This is a genomic window from Mycobacterium sp. SMC-14 (assembly GCF_046250075.1).
Taxonomy (GTDB): domain Bacteria; phylum Actinomycetota; class Actinomycetes; order Mycobacteriales; family Mycobacteriaceae; genus Mycobacterium.
In genome coordinates, this window is the sequence record NZ_CP176429.1 from 3,644,691 (window position 1) to 3,663,829 (window position 19,139).

The following is a 19,139-nucleotide window of genomic DNA, read 5'->3' on the forward strand; positions in this document are numbered from 1 at the left end:
CATGGAATTCACGCCCACCGTGACCACCCCCATTGCAGAAACCCTGGTACAGCTGCTACGGCGGCAAGCCGAGCGGTTCGGTGACAAGGTTGCCTTCAGCTTCTCCTACAACGGCGACGCCGAGGGCCGCAGCGAGCTGACCTTCAGTGAGCTGGACCGTCGCGCCCGGGCCATCGCGGCAAACCTGCAGCGCTACGACGTCACCGGCGAACGGGTGCTGGTGCTGGTGCGGCCGGGCCTGGACTTCATCGCCGGGTTCTTCGGCTGCCTGTACGCGGGTGCCGTGGCAGTGCCGGTGCACCAGAAGCTGGCGCCGCGCCTGCAGGTCGTCGTCCCCGACGCCCAGGCCCGGTTCGCGCTCACCGCCGCGGAGAAGAGCCAGGACACTCGGGCCGCGGTCGCCGGGATTCCCGGGGAACCCGAGCAGTGGTTCTTCACCGATGCCGGCGCCGACCCCGACACCTGGGTCGCTCCCGATATCGACATCAACTCCCCGGCCGCCATCCAGTACACGTCGGGCTCGACCCGCTCCCCCAAGGGCGTGCTGCTGAGCCACGGCAACATCCTGCACAACTGCGATGCCATCCGTCAGTCGTGGAACGGCGACGAGAATGCCAAGGGCGTGTTCTGGCTGCCACCGCACCACGACCTGGGTTTGATCGGCGGAATCTTGTCCATGATCTACATCGGGGCCAGCACGGCGCTGATGTCGCCGACGGCGTTCATCAAGCGCCCGATGCGCTGGCTGGAACTGGTGTCGGCGCATCGCGGCGTGATCACCGCCGCACCGAACTTCGCCTACGACCGGTGCGTGGAGACCAGCACTCCCGAAGAGCGCGCCGCACTGGACCTTTCCTGCATGACCGTGGCGATGAACGGCGCCGAATCGGTGCGCGCCACCTCGCTGGCGGCGTTCGCCGACGCCTTCGCGCCCGCGGGTTTCCAGCTCTCGTCGTGCTATCCGGTGTACGGGTTGGCCGAGGCCACCCTGTGTGTGGCGTCCGGATCGCCCGCCGGGGTGCCCGGGGTGCGCTACCTCGACCGGGTCGCGCTGGAGCAGGACCGCATCGTCGACGTGGCGCCCGATGACCCCGCCGCCGCGACGTTCGTGGGCTGCGGTCAGCCACGACAAGCCGACATCGCGATCGTCGACCCGGTGACCCGCCAGCCCTGCCGTCCCGACGAGGTCGGCGAGATCTGGGTCGCCGGACCCAATGTCGCGCAGGGCTATTGGAACAGGCCAGAGGAGACAGCGGCGACGTTCGGGGCGGTGCTGGCCGAGCCGGGCGAGACGACCCGCGGCCCGTTCCTGCGTACTGGAGACCTTGGATTCCTTTGTGCCGGTGAGATTTTCACCACCGGACGATGCAAGGACCTGATCACCATCGATGGTCACAACTACTACCCCAACGACATTGAGTTCACCGTGCAGCAATGCGACCCAGTACTGGTGTCGGGACGCGGGGCGGTCTTCGCCACCGACGCGCCGCCCGGTGGCGTCGAACAGCTTGTCGTCGTGAGCGAAGTGGACAGTGCGCGGGCCGCTGAGACCGACCTCGACGCCGTCATCGAGGCGATTCGGCTGGCGGTCGCCACCCATCACGGGATCGCGGCCGACGCGGTAGTGCTGGTGCATCACGTGTCACTGCCCACCACCTCGAGCGGCAAGATCCAGCGCGGCCAGTCCAAGCAGAACTTCGTCGAGGGCAAGCTGGCGACCGTCGCCGAGTGGCGTACGCCTACCCGAGAGCTGTCGCTGGAAGAGCTGGAGGCGGCGGCCAAGATCGTCTCGACGCTACAGTCCTGGGGAGTCCGCCCGAGCTGAACGACGCGCCGGGCACCTAGCCGGAAGTCAGCGGGTTGATCCAGCGCAGGCCGGGAAATCGCTGAAAATCGGAGTCGGCAGAGGCGAGTTCGACGCCATGCTCGATCGCGAGGGCAGCAAGCTGGGCATCCGGTACCAGATTGCCGGTGACATCGACCTGCGTACAGATCTTCGCGTATGCCTGTGCCGTCGATTCGGTGGCGGGCGGGATCCACACCACCGGGACTGCTAACCAGTCCGCAACGTACGTCCACGCTTCAGGCCCGGTCAATGGGTTGGCAGCCACCCTGGGGTGTGTGACGATCCGCAAGAACGCACCGATGGTCTGCCATGGCAGACCAACCCGGTTGGGGCCGTTCAACGCTTCTTCCAGCCACGCCGCGGCCACCGGATTGTGCTTACTCTCGGCGTCGACGGCGTACAGCAGGAGGTTCGCGTCGACAATCATCGGTCGTCATCGAGTAGGTCGAGCACCTCGGCCACGTTGGTGACATCGACCTTCAGGCCGATCGGCGCGGTGCGATGAACGTATCGAGACCCGGGGGCACTGGCCTGTGCGGCGATGCCGCGGCGGGCAAGCAGGTTCAGCGCCTCGCTGATACCCAGGCCCTGCCGTCGAAGTCGCTCGACCTCGGCAGCGACATCGCTATCGATCACCACGGTGGTTCTCACCTCGAGCATCATACGCGCGGCGCATCATGATGCGGCAGGTCTCGCATCATGATGCAAATCCCTTGGATCATTCCCCCACCTGCGGCAATTCTTCGGCGGCGGTCTCGCACGGAGTCTTCGGTGGGATGACGCCCGTCGACTGTTCGTCCTCGCTGTCGCCGGTGTCGACTACGGGTTCGAAGTCCCCGGCGGCCGGCGCCGGCTCCGGTGCGGCATCGCCGACCGGCACGTCGCCGGCGGGGTCCTCGGCGTCAGGCTCCTCAGCGGTCTCCGCCGCCGGTTCGGCGTCCGGCTCGGAATCGGCGGGATCATCGGAGTCTGTGGGGTCGGCGTCGACCCGGGGGTGATCATCGAACGGCTCGTCGAACGGCTCCCCGACGCCGGGCTCGCCGAGCGCATCGGCAAGCCGCGGGATCAGCCCGCCCAGGCCCGCGAGTCCGCCGAGCCCACCACCCGCGCCGCCCGGCAGTCCCGCCGACGGCAAACCCCAGTCGCTGGGCAGGCCGAGCGCTCCGGGCGGCCCCAGATCACCCGGCTGCCCCGCAAGTGGTCCTGCGGGCGCCGGGTCGCTCGCCGGCTGGGCCGGTGGATCCGGCGCAACCGCTGCCGTCTGGACCGGCGGACCATCGACGGGGCCGGCGATCGGCGCAACCGGGACCGGCACGGCGGGCACCGCCACGTCGGGCTCGAGCACCGGTCCGAGATCCCCCGGAATCGCGAACACCACACCCGCCCCGGGTTCGGCTGCCGCGACCGCGGCGCTGTAGGCCGCGGCACACCCGTCCTGCGCCGACCGGACGGCCGCCACCCACTCGCCGCGAACATCGTTGTCCACGTAGGGCATCACTTGCGTCTCCACCACCTCGGCAGCACGCTCGTCGTTGGCGCCAGAGCTCACCGCGTGGGCTGCCGCCAGCCAGGAGGGCCGGTGCGCACCCACCCGCTCATCGACGGCCACCACCGCGGCGACCTTGGTGTCGATCAACCGCCACAGCTCATCACGCAGCGCACCACAGCCCGCGGCCGCGGCACGCAGCCGGTCCGTCAGCTGTGCTGCGGCGTCGCAGTGCTGGCGCAGAAATTCCATGGCGGCGTCGGCGCCCGACCCCCGCCAGGCATTGTCCAGCTCGACCAGTTGCTGTCGTTGGGCGCGCAGTGCGTCGTCGGCGGCATCGGCCAGTGCGTTCAGCGCGGCGCAGTCATCATCGAGCGACCGCAGGTCCAGGCCGGCTTCACTGTCGTACCGGTCGGCGAGCTGAGCGTCGTAGCCGGTGAGCTCCGGATCCCGGTATCCCCGCCGGTGGCAGGCCGCCACGTAGGTCTGAGTGTGCGCGACCGCCTCGCGCCCCTCGGCCAGCCGTGCGGACACGTCATATCGCAGGGCCACCTCAGCCCACTCGCACGGCAGAAGCGGCCTCGGCCTGCCCGTAGCGCGCCAGCGCAGCCCGCAGTGCCGTCGCGACCTCACTGGTGGCCCGCGACCAGCGCATCAGCTCGGGCGACCAGGCCTGTACGGCGCGGCGCAGTGCTTCCCCTGCCCCGACATGGTCGCGCCCGGCAGTGCCGCCATCGAATGTCAACCCGCCCAACCGGATACGGGAAGCCATATCGATAGCCGCCGCGGTGGAATCGAAGCGGTCGGCCACCGAGCGCAATGCGGAGTCCTTGATGTAGAGCTGTTGTCGTCCCATACGGGTTTGACGCTGACAGCGCTCGAGGGGTTCCCCCGGGTTCGCCGAGATTCGTCGGGTTCATTCGGCGGTCCCAGCTTCGCCTCTCCTCCGTCGAGCCGCGCTGGACCGCCGGGCTTAGTTCCGGGTGCGGACCGCGTCGGCGACGTCGGCCGCGATCCGGCGCGCCGTCTCCTCGTCGGAGGCCTCCACCATCACCCGGACGAGCTGCTCGGTTCCCGACGGGCGCAACAAGATTCGTCCGGTATCACCGAGCTCGTCGGTGGCACGCTGCACCGCGTCGCGCACCGTCGGGCGCCCCACCGCCTCGGCCTTGTCAGTGACCTCGACATTGATCAGCACCTGCGGCAGCGTGCGCATCGCCGCGGCCAGGTCGGCCAGTGAAGTGCGAGTCTGCGCCATCCGCGCCATCAGACGCAGGCCGGTGATGATGCCGTCGCCGGTGGTGGCCACCTGGGGCAGCACGATGTGACCCGACTGCTCACCACCGAGGGTGAATCCGCCGGCCCGCAGCTGTTCGAGGACATAGCGGTCGCCGACATCGGTGGTGTGCACGGTCACCCCGGCCTCGCGCATCGCCAGGTGCAGTCCGAGGTTGCTCATCACGGTCGCCACCAGGGTGTCGTCGGACAGTTCACCGGCATCACGCATCGCCAGCGCCAGCACGACCATGATGGCGTCGCCGTCGATCACGTTGCCGTCGGCATCCACGGCCAGGCAGCGGTCGGCGTCCCCGTCGTGTGCCAGGCCCAGGTCGGCGCCGTGGTGCCGCACCGCGGCGCGCACGGGTTCCAGGTGCGTCGAGCCGCACCCCTCGTTGATGTTGAGCCCGTCGGGCTCGGCATTGATCGTGATGACGGTGGCACCGGCGGCCCGGTAGGCCCGCGGTGCCGCGTCCGATGCCGCGCCGTGAGCGCAGTCCACCACCACGGTCAAGCCGTCCAAGGGGGTGCGATGGGATTCGCCCAGGTGTCGCAGGTAGCAGTCCAGCGCATCCTTGGCGTCCACCACCCGGCCCAGCTCGGCGCCGATCGGGCGCAAGCCCGGTCCGGCGGCTACCAGGTCTTCGATCTGGTCCTCGGTGGCGTCGTCGAGTTTGTGTCCGCCCGGGCCGAAGAATTTGATGCCGTTGTCGGGCATCGGGTTGTGCGAGGCGGAGATCATCACCCCGAAGTCGGCTTCATATGCGCTGGTCAGATAGGCCACCGCCGGGGTCGGCAGCACACCGGCGCGCAGCGCGTCAACGCCCTGACTGGTCAGCCCGGCGATGACCGCGGCCTCCAGCATCTCGCCGCTGGCCCGCGGGTCGCGTCCAACGACGGCCACCCGGCGTCCGGTACCGGTGGAGAGCCGCTGCGCCGCCGCGCCGCCCAGCGCGACCGCCAGCTCGGCAGTCAGCTCGCGGTTGGCAACCCCGCGAACGCCGTCGGTGCCGAAAAGTCGACCCATAACTATCCTTTATCGCCGCGAGCGCGCGTATCCCCGACCCGACACGCCGGTATCGGACCGAGAACACGCACCCTCAAACGCAAGCCGGGGGCACCTTCCGCGTGCGGAAGGCACCCCCAACTCGCTGCCAGAATGCAATCGCAGATCAGCGCTTGCTGTACTGCGGAGCCTTGCGGGCCTTCTTGAGACCGTACTTCTTGCGCTCGGTGGCCCGGGGGTCACGAGTCAGGAAGCCGGCCTTCTTCAGCGCCGGACGGTCTTCGGGCTGGACCAGGATCAGCGCGCGGGCCAGAGCCAGCCGCAGCGCACCGGCCTGGCCGGAGGGGCCGCCGCCGTCGAGGTGGGCGTAGACGTCGAAGCTGTCCACCCGGTCCACGGTGACCAGCGGAGCCTTGATCAGCTGCTGGTGCACCTTGTTCGGGAAGTACGCCTCCAGGGTGCGTCCGTCCAGGTTGAACTTGCCGGTGCCGGGCACCAGACGCACCCGCACCACGGCCTCCTTGCGGCGGCCGACGGTCTGGATGGGCCGACCCAGGTCGTGCGGCTCGTAGGCCGGCGCGACCTCTTCGTGCACCTCTACGGTCTCCTCGACCACGATGGCCTCGGGGGCCTCGTCGACCTCGTGGGCCTCAGTACCTTCAAATGCCGTCTCGGTCATTGCGCCACCTGCTTGATTTCGAACGGGATCGGCTGCTGGGCGGTGTGCGGATGCACCGGCCCGGCGTAGACGTGCAGCTTGCGCTGAATCTGACGCCCCAGCTTGGTGTGCGGGATCATCCCGAGGATCGCCTTCTCCACGACGCGGTCGGGACGGGTCTCCATCAGCTCACCGATGCTGCGCTTGCGCAGCCCGCCCGGGTAGCCCGAGTGGCGGTAAGCCATTTTCTTCTGCAGTTTGTCGCCGCTGATGGCGACCTTGTCGGCGTTGATGATGATGACGAAGTCACCGCCGTCAACGTTCGGCGCGAATGTCGGCTTGTGCTTGCCGCGCAGCAGGGTTGCTGCCGCAACGGCGAGCCGGCCGAGCACCACGTCGGTGGCGTCGATGACATACCACGAACGCGTGGTGTCACCCGCCTTCGGCGCATAGGTGGGCACAGCGCTTACCTCTTCTTTTAACTCGAGCCGGGGTTTCCCGGTTCTTGCGGATCCCGGTGCGAGCCGGGTGCCGGTCTGGCGTCGACGCGTTGGTTCTCGGCGACCGACAGTGACCCGAGGACCCGCTGTGCCAGGAGGCACCGCACGCCAACGGTGCAGCTTACCGGCGGGGATCCGCGCAGGTCAAAACGGGGCGTCACACCCCGATAGCCGCCATGGCCAGCCTAGATGCCGGTGTGGCCCCGTCGGCTCTCCTCCTTCGGGGCCACACCGTGCTCCGGGGGCAGACTCTCCTAGCTGCCCCAAGCTCCCGCGGCACGACGATCGGCATCGGCAACGTCGGCGGCGCCGTCGCGCACGGCGCTGCCCAGATCGAACAGGATCTGGTTCAGCGCACTGACGGCGTGCTGCCACCGCAGCTGTTCAGCGTGGTAGGCACCGGCCGCCTCCCGTGTCCACACCTGCTGCAGGGGCGCGATCTGCGACCGCAGCTCCTCCAGGGCCCCGTTGAGCCGGGCGGCCGTGGCGTGGATCTCCTGACGGACGGCATATTCGATCTCGTCGAAGTTGTACGACAATGCGGCGTCCATACCCGGCCCCACTCAGATTCCGTCGCCGGCGGCGGCGATGTGGTGCGAGTGGGTCTCGGCTACTTCACGCAGCGCCCGCTGGTTGTGGCGGATGGTCTCGGCGATGCGCGCCAGCGCGTGGTGCAGCCTCAGCGATTCGGTGTTCCAGCGGTCCAGCACGTCCTGGAAGCGGGCAGCCGCCAGGCCCGACCACACCGACGGCGGCACCGCCCGCATCTTGCCGACGAACGCCTGCAGCATCCCCCGGATTTCCTCGTTGCGGGCGTCGGTGGCCGCCGCGACGGCGAGCATGACGTCGAAGTCGGCGCTGAGTGTGCTGGTGGCTGCGGGTGTGGTCACGTCTCCCCCATATCGGTCGGCGGCCGCGATTCAGTCGCGTTGATATGTAGTTCGACTGCGGCCGGGTGGGTTCGGTTCCATCGGGTTTTGCAACCGCAGCGCGTTGTCGTACGGGCCGACGCGTCGATCTGCGCATTCCCCGTCCACGGCCACCGCCTGGATGACATAAATGCAGAACGAGGACCGTACGCCTTGAGCTGACTGCTGCGTCCGGCCCGTCGACTGCATCGAGGAGGGGAAATGCAGCTAGCTCTGGGCGCCTATCTCACCGCTGGACTGGTCATCACCGGCGCCGGCACGCTGGTCGTTCCGCCGGTGCAACCAGCGGCTGCAGCACATGCGTCGGCGCTACTGGCCGCCACTGAATCCTCGCTCGGGGACGGCACCGCCCTGATCATGGGCGCCAGCTTCGTCGCAACTCCCAGCCAGGGCTGGCTCAACGCGTTCGACAGGCTTTACCTGCAACCACATGGCTTCACCGGCGACATGCGGGCGGTGACCACACCGGAGTCGCTGTATCCGTTCACCGGCCCGTTCAGCATGACGTTCGACAACTCGACGGCCCAGGGCCAGCAGATCATCCTGGACGCGATCAAAGCGCAGATCGCCGCCGGCGGAGTCAATCACGACAATCCCGTTGTGGTCAGCGGCTATTCGCAGAGTTCCACGATCGACTCGCTGCTGATGTCGCGGCTGGCGAGCGAGGGGGTGGACCCCAACGACGTGCACTTCGTGCTGCTGGGCGACCCCAGCAATCCCAACGGCGGCCTGCTGGAACGCTTCGCGGTCCCGGACGGCAACACTCCCGACGCCACCAGCCTGGGGCTTACTTTCAGCGGTGCGACACCGTCGGACATCTCCCCGACCGACATCTACACCTACGAATACGACGGCTTCGCGGACTTCCCGAAGTACCCGATCAACCTGCTGTCGGATCTCAACGCCTACCTCGGCATCGTCTTCAACCACATCGCGTACCTGGGGCTGACACCGGATCAGGTCGACAACGCGATCCAACTCCCGACGTCGACGGCCGACTCGCTGACCAACCACTTCATGATCGAGTCGCCCAGCCTGCCGTTGCTGGACCCGTTGCGGTTGATTCCGGTGGTCGGCAATCCGCTGGCGGATCTGCTGCAGCCGAGCTTGTCGGTGTTGGTCAATCTGGGCTACGGCAGCATCGACAACGGCTGGTCGCCGGGGTTCGCCGATGTGCCCACTCCCATGGGGTTTCTGCCGCCCCAAAGTGTCCTGGACCAAGTTCCCGACGCCCTGCTGAACGGTTTACAACAGGGGTTCCAGGATGCGTTCAACACCCTGATGGATCCGACCAATTACCAACTGATCTCGCCCCAGACCATGGACTACGTACTCGGTCCGATCATCAACTCCGCGATAGCCGCGTTCAACCTCGACGGATCACCGGACGACATCTCGAACTACCTCTCGACGTTCCTCGCCGGCGCCGCGAACTGGTTCACCCAGGGCTTCGGGGAGTTGTCATTCACCCACACCGGCCTCCCCGCGGTCGACATGGCCAGCGCGCTGCTGTTCACTCTGCCACCGCTGGCCGTGGAGCTTTTCAACACCGAGATGGCCGCCGGCAACCCACTCGACGCGATCGGCGAACCACTGGCAGCGCTGGTCGGACTCGCCCCGCTGATGCTGATCGGCGCGCTGCTCTAACCACCCGCCCGGACCACGGCGAGCGTGCGCAGACGCACGATTCTGCGCGGCGTGTCCTGTACAGACACGCACCCTCGCGTTAAGGGGGCTCGCTGTAACGACGCCCCGCAAATGGCACGATCGCCGGGTCCCGTAGCGGGACCCGGCGACCGTGTCGAGAGGTACTGGCTAGCCGGGGTTGCCCGGGTTGCCGGGGTTGCCATCGGGGCCGACCGGGTCGCCGGCGCCACCGGCGCCACCGTTACCGGCAGCACCACCGGCACCGCCCGCACCCACCGTGCCGGCGGCGCCGTTACCGGCCCCGCCCTGCCCGGCAGTGCCCGCCGCGCCACCGGCCGCGCCGTTACCGCCATCGCCACCGTTACCGCCGGCCAACCCGGCTCCGGTGGTCGGGTCGACACCGCCGGCGCCACCGTTACCGCCTTGCCCGGCGTCACCGCCGCGCCCGCCGTTGCCGGCATTGCCGCCGACACCGTTCTCCGAGTTGCCGCCGTTGCCGCCCTTGCCGCCGACCCCGCCGGTGACACCGTCGCCGCCGTCGCCACCAGCAACCTTTCCGGGGGCGCCGGTGAGCGGGTTGTTGCCGGTCGATCCATCAGCCCCGAAATTGCCGCGACCACCGGTACCGCCGTTACCGCCGTTACCGCCGTTGACACTGCCGGCGCCGTTGCCGCCGTTGCCGCCGGCGCCGCCGACACTGCTGGTGCCGCCGTAGGAAGTGGTGCCATCCCCACCGTTGCCGCCGTTACCGGCGTGGCTGGGCCCGATGCCCAAGGTGTTGGTCGGGGTGGCTACACCGCCGCTGTTGCCGCCGTTTCCGCCCGCTCCGCCGACTCCTGCGTTTCCGGTGGTGTCCGAAGTACCACCGCTGCCGCCGCTACCACCGTTTCCACCGGAGGCGGTCCCGTTACCACCGGAACCACCGCTACCACCGGCACCACCATCGGCGCCGCTACCTGCGGAGCCGTTGCCGCCCCACCCGCCGTTGCCGCCGATGCTGACCACGCCGGGGCCGGTCAGACCGTCGGCGCCATTGCCGCCCTGACCGCCGACACCGCCGGTGCCGGTGCCGCCGGTGAGCATGTTCGCGCTGGTCTGACCGCCGCCGCCGCCGTTGCCGCCGTTGCCGCCGATGCTCCAGATGGTGCCGTCAGCGTCCTTCCAGCCGGTGGCCACGCCACCGTCGGCGCCGTTACCGCCGGCACCACCGTTGGCGGCCTGAGCGCCGTTGCCACCGCCGCCGCCGTCACCGCCCTTGTAGGTGCCGGTGCCGCCGGCGGCACCGTCGGTGCTGGCCCCGGCGATCTGGCCGTTTCCGCCGCCGCCGCCGTAACCGCCGCGGCCGCCGATGGTCTGGATGGTGTTGTCGTCAGTGGCGCCGTTACCGCCGGCCCCGGCCTTACCGGCGTCGCCGCCGGCCTGGTTGGAACCGCTGTAGCCGCCCTGGCCGCCGGAGCCGCCGTTGCCGGCGGTGCCGGTCACCCCGACCGCGCCGGTGGCATTCCCACCGACACCGCCGTTGCCGCCGTGACCACCGATACCGTCGGCGCCTTCAGTGGTCGCGGAGTTGCCCAGACCGTAGCCGCCGCTGCCGCCCCAGCCGCCGGCGTTGCCGCCGTTGATGCCGGAGCCGCCGTTGCCGCTGTTGCCGCCGTCGCCACCGGCGTAGCCGGCGCCGCCGTCACCGCCAACGCCGCCGTCGCCGCCCCTACCGAGGAAGTGGCCGCTGGCGTCGGTGGCCGCCTCGCCGCCGACGCCGCCGTTGCCGCCGTGCCCGCCGTCACCGGCCTGGCCGGCGCTGCCGTAGAGCGGGGCGCCGTAGAAGTTGGAACCGCGGGCGCCGCCCAGACCGCCCACACCGCCGCGGCCGCCGACGCCACCGGCCAGTCCGTTGGTGCCGTCGTTCGTGCCGTTACCACCGTCGCCGGCCGCGCCGCCGGCGCCGCCCCTGCCGCCGTTGCCGAGCAGGTATCCGCTGACACCGCCGGCCCCACCGTTGCCGCCTTGGCCCCCGCTCATCCCCGTGCCGCTGACGTTCTGGGTGCCGTCCATGCCCGTGCCGCCGGCCCCGCCGGCCCCGCCGTTGCCGAACATCCAGGCCATGGCCGCGCCGCCATCGCCACCGGCGCCACCGAAACCGCCCGCCAGAGTCGCAATGCCGCCGGCGCCGCCGTCGCCGCCGTGGCCCATCCAGACCCCACCGATGCCACCGTTGCCGCCGGCCGCACCCGCACCGCCGTCACCGCCATCGCCGCCGTTGCCGAAGCCGATCGCGTTACCACCGTTGCCACCGACAACCCCGGCCACATCACTGTTCCAACCGGCACCACCATCACCGAACCACAGCCCACCATGGCCACCATCGGGGTTCTCCGCGGTCCCATCGATACCGTCACCGATCAGGTACTGCCCCGAGATGGTGTTGATCGCGCCGTTGACCATCTCACCAAGCGGGTTGTTGATCCAGAACTCCGTCAGCATGTGCAACGGGCTGTAGAACATCTGATCAAACAACGTGGCCACGTTGAAATCACCGAACATCGCCGACATATCGAACGCGTCCGCCGAGCCAGGAACGTCGACATCGGCGGCCGTCGGGACCAACCAATCGAAACTGAACAGATCCTCAAAATCAGCCGAAGCAGCCGGCGCCGGCGCCAACGGCGTCATGCCGAACGCCAGAAACGCCGCCACGGCGCTGCCGGCGCCAATCATGCGATTGCGGTAACTCATGTGTGAATACCTCTCGTGTGAAAAGTCTGGTTTGGGAAGGGTTTTTAGGGGATCTACGTCGAGAGCGGGTTACAGACCCAGCCCCGCCACCAAGTCGGCGAACCAGTCGGTAGCCGCAGCGCCACCGGCACCACCGTCATCGAGATCGTTAATCACCGGCAGATCGACACCGGCCAGCGGCGGGGTGACCGGCACCGCGCCCTTGCCGTCCCAACCGGAACCCAACAGCGCACCGACGGTCTGACCGAGGGCCTGCATCGCCGCGAACGGGCCGATCGCATTGCTGCCGATGTTGAGGGCGCCGAGCACCGGGACACCGGTGAGCTCGATACCGACGCTGTTGAGGATCGAGCCACCCACCGCGGGCGTCTCGGCGATAACCTCGCCACCTGCACCCATAACCTGATACGGATCGATTGCCACATTGCCGGCGGTGAGCCAACCGCCGAAGGCGACCTCCAGGTGCCCGATGCCCATGCCGTCCGGCAGCATGCCGCCGGCCATTTCATTGATCATCGGCAGCAGACTGTCCAGGTTCAAGGTTGCACCGTTGAGGGAGGCCCCGAACACGTTTGCCAGCGTGTCGCCGAGGCTGTCACCGTCGGTGATGCTGTTGAGCAAGCCGACCCCGGGCGCGATCCACGGCCCCACCGAACCCATGATCAGCCCGCTCATCGGTGAGGACAGGAAGTGGATGATCGGGATGAGATCCGCCGGGAACATCCCGCCCGCGAGCGACGCCAACGGCCCGGCGAACATGTCGTACCAACCCAGGCCGTCGGCGAGGCTGCCGGCGTTCAAGGTGTGGCTCAGCACGATGTTGAGGGTTTCCTCGGAGGCATTGGTCATCGTGTAGCCGGTCAGCAGCGCATCCAGGTTGTGGCGCATCTGCTCGGTGACCGCGGTGATGTTCGCCGGGTCATCCATCAGCTGCTGGGCGTAGTGCATCTGGTTGGCGAAGAACTGCTGAAACGCAATCCCCGGCGCCAGGTAGTAGTTGTTGAGCATCTGCGTCAGGTTCTGCGACGCCGCATTGAACACCTCGTCCCACGCGCTGCTCGCAGTCAGCGCCACATCGCGCACCGCGCCGACAGTGGGCAGCGGCGCGACCACCGGAGTGGCCGCGATCAGGCCAGCGCCCACGATCGCGACACCAGCGCTGGCGTAGGGGCGGATTGTTGCGCGCAAGGGAGATCTCCTCAAGGTTGTGGCACGAGCACGGGTCGGATTTGGGTTAGCTGGCGCGCTGAAAGAAAGGCGAGGCTTACCAGAGTTTTCTCAGGTAAATGCAGGTATTCGGCAGCGCCGGTCGCCCACGCGATATGAATCCGCAGCAATAACAGCGCATCTCAGTCAGCACGACTTAAAGCTAACCGTCATTTTTCTGTGAAGTTAGGACGTTCTTCCGCAGGTTTGGATTATCGTCGGCGCATGCTTCCTACGGCCCGATTGGTGCGTCAGCGCGCCGGGGTGAAGGTCTACGACTATCCGACCGACCCACACCTGCCACCGGTGGTGGTGGCCCGGGTGGGACGGGAGAGGCTGTCCCAACACGGCCAGATCCACAACTTCCCGGCCCTGTGGTGCGACCGGTCGACCGGGGTGTTCTACGTGGTCGCGATGGGCGCCACCGTCGGTCCCGACGCAGTGGAGTGCGCCGACGACGGCATCGCGGTGTTCTTCGACCCAGCAGCGGTCGGCCATGACAGCGCATCGCCGTGGCTCTCCTGGCGATCACATCCGCTACTCTGCCTGTTCCTGCATGAGAACGAAGACGGCCTGCTGCGCATCGAGCTACCCGTCGCTGATCGTCCAGCGATCTTCAACATCCTCAACGCGATGAAATCCGAACTCGGGCAACGCCAAGACGGAGATCGCGAAGCGATATCGGCTCTACTGACCCTGCTGCTGGTCAAGCTCACCCGACTCGCCGCCGACACCATCGGCGGTCTGCGTCACGAAGACGAACCCCTACTGGCCGAGGTGTTCGCCACCATCGACCGGCGCTACACCGAACCGCTCTCGTTACGCGAAGTCGCCCGTGAGGTCTCGGTATCGGCGGGGCATCTGACCACCGTCGTGCGCCGCCGCACCGGCCGCACGGTCCTGGAGTGGATCACCCAGCGGCGCATGGGCGAAGCCCGCCGGCTGCTGACCGATACGCGGCTGTCGATCACCGAAATCGGCCAGCGGGTCGGACTACCGGATGCGGCCTACTTCACCAGGCAGTTTCGCCAAACACACGGCGTTTCACCCAGCCAATGGCGAAAGTCTCCCCCACCTCCCCTTTGACGGTCGGCGACTTCACATCCTCAGCTGACCGCGTGGGCAGAGCGCACCGCCTGCTCACACACCACACGCAACGCGTCCTCGCCTCCCGGCTCGCTCTGACACCCGATTCCGATGCGCACCGCACCGTCGGCCAAGACCGCCCAATCGACATGGCGGCCGTTGCGAACTTCCCGATAGGTCACTGCGGGGCGTCCCGCGCTGGCACCTTCCGGGGCGAAATCGGTGAATACTCCGGGTGTTTCGGCTTCAGCGCGTTGCAGGGCTCGCTGCAACGGCTCTGCGATGGCCGTCAGGGTGTCACCGGCGGCCGGCGCTTGGGTGACGTGCAGCACCAGCTGCGGGTCGCTGGGCGAGACCACCTCCACCCTGTCCGACCCTGGCCCATCTGTCACCCGTCGCGTCGACCACCCATCCGGAATCTGTACCGCTACATGGCCTTCCACTAGGTAGGTAGCCGGCGTCTCGGTGGCGGGCCGCGCGGAACAACGCGTTAGGAGGGTGAGCGCGACCCCACAGCCGACCACGACGGCCGGGGCCAACCGAAGCCGGCGACCGACGGGTGCCGGGTTGGCGACCGGCGTACTGGCAGCGAGGCGAACCGGCGGCAGCCGATCGACCACGGTCGCCCGCACCCCGGGGCGCAGCCGCTCCTCGATCAGCGCAGCCAGCGCCGCGGCCCCACCGATCCCGACCGGTGCGTCGACCACGACAGCGCCGGGACGTTCCCGCACCGCCGCACGTATCCGGCCTGCCACCGCGTCGGCGACCGCACCGACGGCGCCGAGGCGCGGCTCGGCGACGACGTCGGTGGTATCGGCGCCCGCGACGGCCACCAGACCGGCGGCGATCTCCACAACCACCGCGGCACCCAGCACCGTTGCCCGCGATCGGGTGACCACCTCACCGGTCAGCACTCGCGCCGCCGCGGCGAGCAGCTGCACCCTGCGGACCGGCCACCAGGACGGATGGATGAGCTCGACCGATTCAACGGGCAATGAGCAGGTCAGCGCCTCGCGCAAGAGCTCGGGCATCGCGACCGGTTGCCCATCGACCAGACCGACCGGGTCATCGATCCACTCCAGCGCCGCTGCGGCGTCCGCCGATTCAGCTCCGCCGCAACACAGTCGGCGGATGGTTGCGGGTCCGGCCTCGATCACCGCCCGATGCCCGAGGCTCATGGTTCCCACGCCACCTGAATAAGCCGCTCACCGTCCGCGCGGGTGATCAGGGTGCCGCGCCCGGGCGGGAGGATTGCCGGTCGAACCGAACTCAGCGGGCCGTCCGGGGCGACCCCGCTCATCATCAGCCTCATCGCGCCCAGATCCGACAGCGCGGTCAGCATCGGCTCGTACATCGACCGGGCCGCTCCCCCGCTGCGGCAGGCCACCATCAGGTGCAGCCCGAGATCGGCGGCATGTGGCAGGTATTCCAGCAGCGGTGTCAGCGGATTGCCGCTGGCGGCGGCCACCAGGTCGTGGTCATCAACCACCACATACAGCTGCGGCCCGGACCACCAAGACCCGGCGCGCAGTTGCTGCGAGCCGAGGTCGGCGCCCGGCATCCGCTCGGCCAGCTGGTCTGTCAGGCTCGGCAGCAGCGCTGTCAGCGCGGGCCGAGACACCGCGTAACCGGCTAGATGTCCGGTCGGTACCACGTCCAGCAGGCCCCGCCGATAGTCGACCACCCATAGCTGAGCCTGCCCGGCGGGGTGCGCCCGCACCAGCTCGCGGCAGAGCGTTCGCAGCACCGAGGTCTTGCCGCATTCGCTGTCGCCCAGGATGAGCAGGTGCGGTTGGCGGCCGAAATCGACGGGAACACCGTCGAGTTCGCGTTCGTCGATGCCCAAGACCGGCAAGCCGGTCGGGTGGGCGGCCAGCTCGGCCCGGTCGACGAGGGTCGGCAACAGCCGGATCGGTGGTGCGACGGCACCGTCGGGGTGGTGCATCGGTTCCCAGCCCTGCGGGCGGGCCAGCAGCATGTGCATGCCGTCGTGAGTCAGGCCGCGCCCGGGCCGGCCCTGCGGAACCCGCTGAGCCTGGCGGCGATCCAGTTCGGATTCGGCCGGATCCCCCAGCCTCAGCTCGATACGGGTGCCGATCAGGTCACGCAACGCGGGCCGCACCTCGGCCCACCGCGATGCAGCCAGCATCACGTGCACCCGAAAGGACAGACCGCGGGCGGACAGCGCGACGATCCTGGCCTCCAGTTCGAATTCCCGGCACAGGGCGGCCCATCCGTCGATCACCAGGAATATGTCCGGGGCCGGGCCTTCGATGTCCGCAATACGGCCGGCCCGCTGGGCTTCGCGCCGCGCCAGGATTGTCTCCATCTCGGCGACCACCCGCCGAACCAGATCGGGTTGGCCAAGTCCGACCACCGTCCCGACGTGCGGCAGGGTTCGAATCGCCGAGAGCGCACCGCCACCGAAGTCCAAGCAGTAGAACGCGATCCGCGTCGCATCGTGGGTGGCGCACAGCGCGGCGATCAGCGTGTGCAGCGCGGTCGACTTGCCCGATTGCGGGGCGCCCACGACGGCGACATGTCCGGCGGCGCCATCCAACCGGATCGACAAGGCGGTGCGACGCTGGTCGAAGGGCCGATCGACGACGCCGACGGGAACCGTCAGATCGCCATGGTCGACGTCGAGCAGGGATCCCAAGGCTGGGGAATCTCCCAGCGGCGCCAGCCATATCTGCCGTGCCGCGGGTCCGTGCCCGGACAATCGCTGCAGCATTGTCTGCAGCACGGTGCGTCCGGCCGGATCGACCCCTTCCAGGGCGGGGCCCAGCGGCGCTGCGGTGAACGGGCGTACCGGGGCAGAGGCCGCTCTAGGACGCGGGTACATCCCGGAGACGTAGGCCGTCTGGAATCGCCGTATCGCGCCGGCGGCGGTCCGCAAGAACCCAATTCCGGGGGTGTTGGGCAGTTCGTAGGCGTCGCTGGTGCCCAGCACGATCCGGGATTCGGCGGCCGACATCGTCTTGAGGCACACCCGGTAGGACAGGTGCGATTCCAGGCCGCGCAGCCTGCCCTCCTCTAGTCGCTGGCTGGCCAACAGCAGATGCATTCCCAGTGATCGGCCCAGCCGACCGATGGCGACGAAAGTGTCGAGGAAGTCGGGATGCTGGTGCAGCAGTTCGGAGAACTCGTCGACGATGACCAGCAGTGCAGGCAGGGGCGGTAGCTGCGGCTGCGCGGTCCGCTCCTGCCGATATGCGGCGATGCCGGATGCCCCGACGGCGCGCAGGAGTTGCTGGCGCCGGTGCATCTCGCCGGCCAGCGCATCGCCCATCCGCTCCACCAGCGGTGCCTCGTCGGCCAGGTTCGTGATCACCGCACAAACATGGTTGGTCTGCTCGAAGCCGAGAAAGGTTGCGCCACCTTTGAAGTCCACCAGCACCAAGTTCAGGTCCTCGGGTGAATGTCTGGCCGTCATGCCCAGCACCAGGGTGCGCAGGAACTCCGATTTGCCCGAGCCGGTGGCGCCGACACACAGTCCGTGCGGCCCGCTGCCCCGCTCGGCGGCCTCTCTGACGTCCAGCCACACCGGATCTCCGCTCGCGTCGGCGCCGATCGGGACGCACAATCGCGGTGCCGCGGCACCTGCCCATTGCGCCGACGGGTCGAAGCGGTCGATGTCGCCGATGCCCAGCAGGTGCGCCCACCCCTGCCCATCGCCGGAGCCGACGGGCAGGTGTGCGGCCAGTCGCCGCGCGCACACCGTCGCGTCGGCCAGGGCCAGAAAATCCGGCCGGCCGACGTGGCCATCGGAGTCGCGCAGCGTCGCCGCAGTGACGTGCAGCTGGCGAGCAACGCCTCGCGCACCTGCCTCGGCCACCCGCAGACCAGTGACATCGTCGATGATCACTACCGCCCGCCGGCCGGCCAAGCCGGTTTCGGCGGCCGTCAGGTCAGGGTAGGTCAGCCGTAGCGGACCGCCGACGTCGGAAGCCGATGGATGCTGGTGGTGCGGTAGCCATTTCAGCCAATCCCAGTAAGGCTGACCTGCGACGGCCGCGATCAGCACCGTGTCGGGGCCGTGCAGGACCGCGAGCTGGCAGATCAGCGCACGCAACAGACCTCGCCCCCGCTCCATGTCGCCGTCGAGCAGCAGCGGCGCCGGGCCCAGCACCGTCAGCTCGACCGGCACCTCGGCTATCGCTGCGTGGGTCTCGAGGAAACGTCGCAGCGCGGCATCGGTGACCGGATCGACCCGCCGCGCCGGATCCCGCGACGGCGCCACCAGGCGAGTGGCCGGGACGGCCGACCCGATCCCCCACCGCACCGAACCGAACGCGGGATCGCCGGGTCCGCGCTCCCACATTCGGGGCCCGCCGACCAGCGCCCACAGTGCATCCGGTTCCGGATGCGACCACACCGCAAACGCGTGCTGGGCGGCGGCCCGGTCGGTCACGCACTCACGCAACTCGCCGAGATAGGCCAGGTAGTTTTCGCGGTCGTCGTCGATGTCGCTGCCACGTCCCCGGTTTCGTCCGGCGAGTACGGCTGCCACCGCTGATGTGAGCATCATCAGCGGGAACAGAGCGAACAGCGGGCTGCGTGCGGCCGGAGTTCCCGAGCGGTAGGCGACGGCGGTCACGGCAAGCATCCCCACTGCCATGACGGCCGGTAGCAACCGGGTCAGCATCATCCGAGACTCGGTTTCGGGCACTGATGGCGGTGCGGCGACGGCGATTTCACCCCGCGACGGCGGCGGGGGCGAGATCGCGGTCAACACGGGACCGGTCATCGGCACACCGTAGA

16 protein-coding genes are annotated in these 19,139 nt (G+C 68.8%); 3 read left to right on the top strand and 13 right to left on the bottom strand.

The window, feature by feature from the left end; translation table 11 throughout:
* Position 1 precedes the first annotated feature (1 nt).
* A complete protein-coding gene (locus ACKY0W_RS17275) occupies positions 2 to 1,825 on the top strand; it encodes a fatty acyl-AMP ligase (RefSeq protein WP_409435075.1) in 1,824 nt (607 codons plus the stop codon).
* Positions 1,826 to 1,841: 16 nt separating this feature from the next.
* Here the strand turns inward: ACKY0W_RS17275 and ACKY0W_RS17280 are convergent, their stop codons facing one another.
* The 9 genes from ACKY0W_RS17280 to ACKY0W_RS17320 form a co-directional block, all read right to left on the bottom strand.
* On the bottom strand, positions 1,842 to 2,273 hold the full coding sequence (locus ACKY0W_RS17280; protein ID WP_409435076.1) for a type II toxin-antitoxin system VapC family toxin: 432 nt from the start codon (positions 2,271 to 2,273) through the stop codon (positions 1,842 to 1,844).
* Positions 2,270 to 2,497 (bottom strand): CopG family transcriptional regulator, encoded by a 228-nt coding sequence (locus ACKY0W_RS17285; protein WP_409435077.1) that lies wholly within the window; start codon positions 2,495 to 2,497, stop codon positions 2,270 to 2,272. The genes ACKY0W_RS17280 and ACKY0W_RS17285 overlap by 4 nt, the downstream gene beginning before the upstream one ends.
* 67 nt (positions 2,498 to 2,564) lie before the next feature.
* Entirely contained in the window at positions 2,565 to 3,884 is a 1,320-nt protein-coding gene (locus ACKY0W_RS17290; protein ID WP_409435078.1) for a hypothetical protein, read from the bottom strand.
* Position 3,885: 1 nt separating this feature from the next.
* Positions 3,886 to 4,188: a type VII secretion target gene (locus ACKY0W_RS17295; protein ID WP_409435079.1), complete on the bottom strand. Its 303-nt coding sequence runs from the start codon at positions 4,186 to 4,188 to the stop codon at positions 3,886 to 3,888.
* Between the two features lie 117 nt (positions 4,189 to 4,305).
* Positions 4,306 to 5,637 carry a phosphoglucosamine mutase gene (glmM, locus tag ACKY0W_RS17300; protein WP_409435080.1) on the bottom strand — a complete coding sequence of 444 codons (1,332 nt, stop codon included), beginning with the start codon at positions 5,635 to 5,637 and terminating at the stop codon, positions 4,306 to 4,308.
* A gap of 145 nt (positions 5,638 to 5,782) precedes the next feature.
* Positions 5,783 to 6,295: a 30S ribosomal protein S9 gene (gene rpsI / locus ACKY0W_RS17305; RefSeq protein ID WP_406757703.1), complete on the bottom strand. Its 513-nt coding sequence runs from the start codon at positions 6,293 to 6,295 to the stop codon at positions 5,783 to 5,785.
* Positions 6,292 to 6,735, bottom strand: coding sequence for a 50S ribosomal protein L13 (gene rplM, locus ACKY0W_RS17310; protein WP_046191136.1), 444 nt, complete (start codon positions 6,733 to 6,735; stop codon positions 6,292 to 6,294). Before rplM ends, rpsI begins: the two co-directional genes overlap by 4 nt.
* Before the next feature lie 293 nt (positions 6,736 to 7,028).
* Positions 7,029 to 7,325, bottom strand: a complete 297-nt coding sequence (locus ACKY0W_RS17315; RefSeq protein WP_409435081.1) for a WXG100 family type VII secretion target — start codon at positions 7,323 to 7,325, stop codon at positions 7,029 to 7,031.
* Between the two features lie 12 nt (positions 7,326 to 7,337).
* Positions 7,338 to 7,664 carry a WXG100 family type VII secretion target gene (locus ACKY0W_RS17320; protein WP_409435082.1) on the bottom strand — a complete coding sequence of 109 codons (327 nt, stop codon included), beginning with the start codon at positions 7,662 to 7,664 and terminating at the stop codon, positions 7,338 to 7,340.
* 240 nt (positions 7,665 to 7,904) lie between these two features.
* Here ACKY0W_RS17320 and ACKY0W_RS17325 point away from each other — a divergent pair, with 240 nt between their 5' ends.
* The gene (locus ACKY0W_RS17325) at positions 7,905 to 9,350 is read left to right on the top strand and encodes a PE-PPE domain-containing protein (protein ID WP_409435083.1); all 1,446 of its coding nucleotides are present in this window, start codon (positions 7,905 to 7,907) and stop codon (positions 9,348 to 9,350) included.
* Between the two features lie 168 nt (positions 9,351 to 9,518).
* Here ACKY0W_RS17325 and ACKY0W_RS17330 read toward each other — a convergent pair whose 3' ends face one another.
* A complete protein-coding gene (locus tag ACKY0W_RS17330; protein WP_409435084.1) occupies positions 9,519 to 12,083 on the bottom strand; it encodes a PGRS repeat-containing protein in 2,565 nt (854 codons plus the stop codon).
* A gap of 69 nt (positions 12,084 to 12,152) precedes the next feature.
* Complete coding sequence (gjpA, locus tag ACKY0W_RS17335; RefSeq protein WP_409435085.1) at positions 12,153 to 13,271, bottom strand: outer membrane porin GjpA; 1,119 nt, start codon at positions 13,269 to 13,271, stop codon at positions 12,153 to 12,155.
* A 243-nt stretch (positions 13,272 to 13,514) separates the two neighbouring features.
* On the opposite strand from gjpA, the gene ACKY0W_RS17340 reads away from it, so the two are divergent.
* Positions 13,515 to 14,375, top strand: coding sequence for a helix-turn-helix transcriptional regulator (locus ACKY0W_RS17340; RefSeq protein ID WP_409435086.1), 861 nt, complete (start codon positions 13,515 to 13,517; stop codon positions 14,373 to 14,375).
* A 20-nt stretch (positions 14,376 to 14,395) separates the two neighbouring features.
* Here ACKY0W_RS17340 and ACKY0W_RS17345 read toward each other — a convergent pair whose 3' ends face one another.
* Positions 14,396 to 15,553, bottom strand: coding sequence for a type VII secretion-associated protein (locus ACKY0W_RS17345; protein ID WP_409435087.1), 1,158 nt, complete (start codon positions 15,551 to 15,553; stop codon positions 14,396 to 14,398).
* Positions 15,550 to 19,125 (bottom strand): type VII secretion protein EccCb, encoded by a 3,576-nt coding sequence (gene eccCb, locus ACKY0W_RS17350; RefSeq protein WP_409435088.1) that lies wholly within the window; start codon positions 19,123 to 19,125, stop codon positions 15,550 to 15,552. Before eccCb ends, ACKY0W_RS17345 begins: the two co-directional genes overlap by 4 nt.
* Positions 19,126 to 19,139 lie beyond the last annotated feature (14 nt).

Bases quoted from the DNA above. Each gene is read 5' to 3' on its own strand.
- ACKY0W_RS17275 (WP_409435075.1), top strand. From the start codon at position 2: ATGGAATTCACGCCCACCGTGACCACCCCCATTGCAGAAACCCTGGTA.
- ACKY0W_RS17280 (WP_409435076.1), bottom strand. From the start codon at position 2,273: ATGATTGTCGACGCGAACCTCCTGCTGTACGCCGTCGACGCCGAGAGT.
- ACKY0W_RS17295 (WP_409435079.1), bottom strand. From the start codon at position 4,188: ATGGGACGACAACAGCTCTACATCAAGGACTCCGCATTGCGCTCGGTG.
- glmM (WP_409435080.1), bottom strand. From the start codon at position 5,637: ATGGGTCGACTTTTCGGCACCGACGGCGTTCGCGGGGTTGCCAACCGC.
- rpsI (WP_406757703.1), bottom strand. From the start codon at position 6,295: ATGACCGAGACGGCATTTGAAGGTACTGAGGCCCACGAGGTCGACGAG.
- ACKY0W_RS17315 (WP_409435081.1), bottom strand. From the start codon at position 7,325: ATGGACGCCGCATTGTCGTACAACTTCGACGAGATCGAATATGCCGTC.
- ACKY0W_RS17325 (WP_409435083.1), top strand. From the start codon at position 7,905: ATGCAGCTAGCTCTGGGCGCCTATCTCACCGCTGGACTGGTCATCACC.
- ACKY0W_RS17330 (WP_409435084.1), bottom strand. From the start codon at position 12,083: ATGAGTTACCGCAATCGCATGATTGGCGCCGGCAGCGCCGTGGCGGCG.
- ACKY0W_RS17340 (WP_409435086.1), top strand. From the start codon at position 13,515: ATGCTTCCTACGGCCCGATTGGTGCGTCAGCGCGCCGGGGTGAAGGTC.
- ACKY0W_RS17345 (WP_409435087.1), bottom strand. From the start codon at position 15,553: ATGAGCCTCGGGCATCGGGCGGTGATCGAGGCCGGACCCGCAACCATC.
- eccCb (WP_409435088.1), bottom strand. From the start codon at position 19,125: ATGACCGGTCCCGTGTTGACCGCGATCTCGCCCCCGCCGCCGTCGCGG.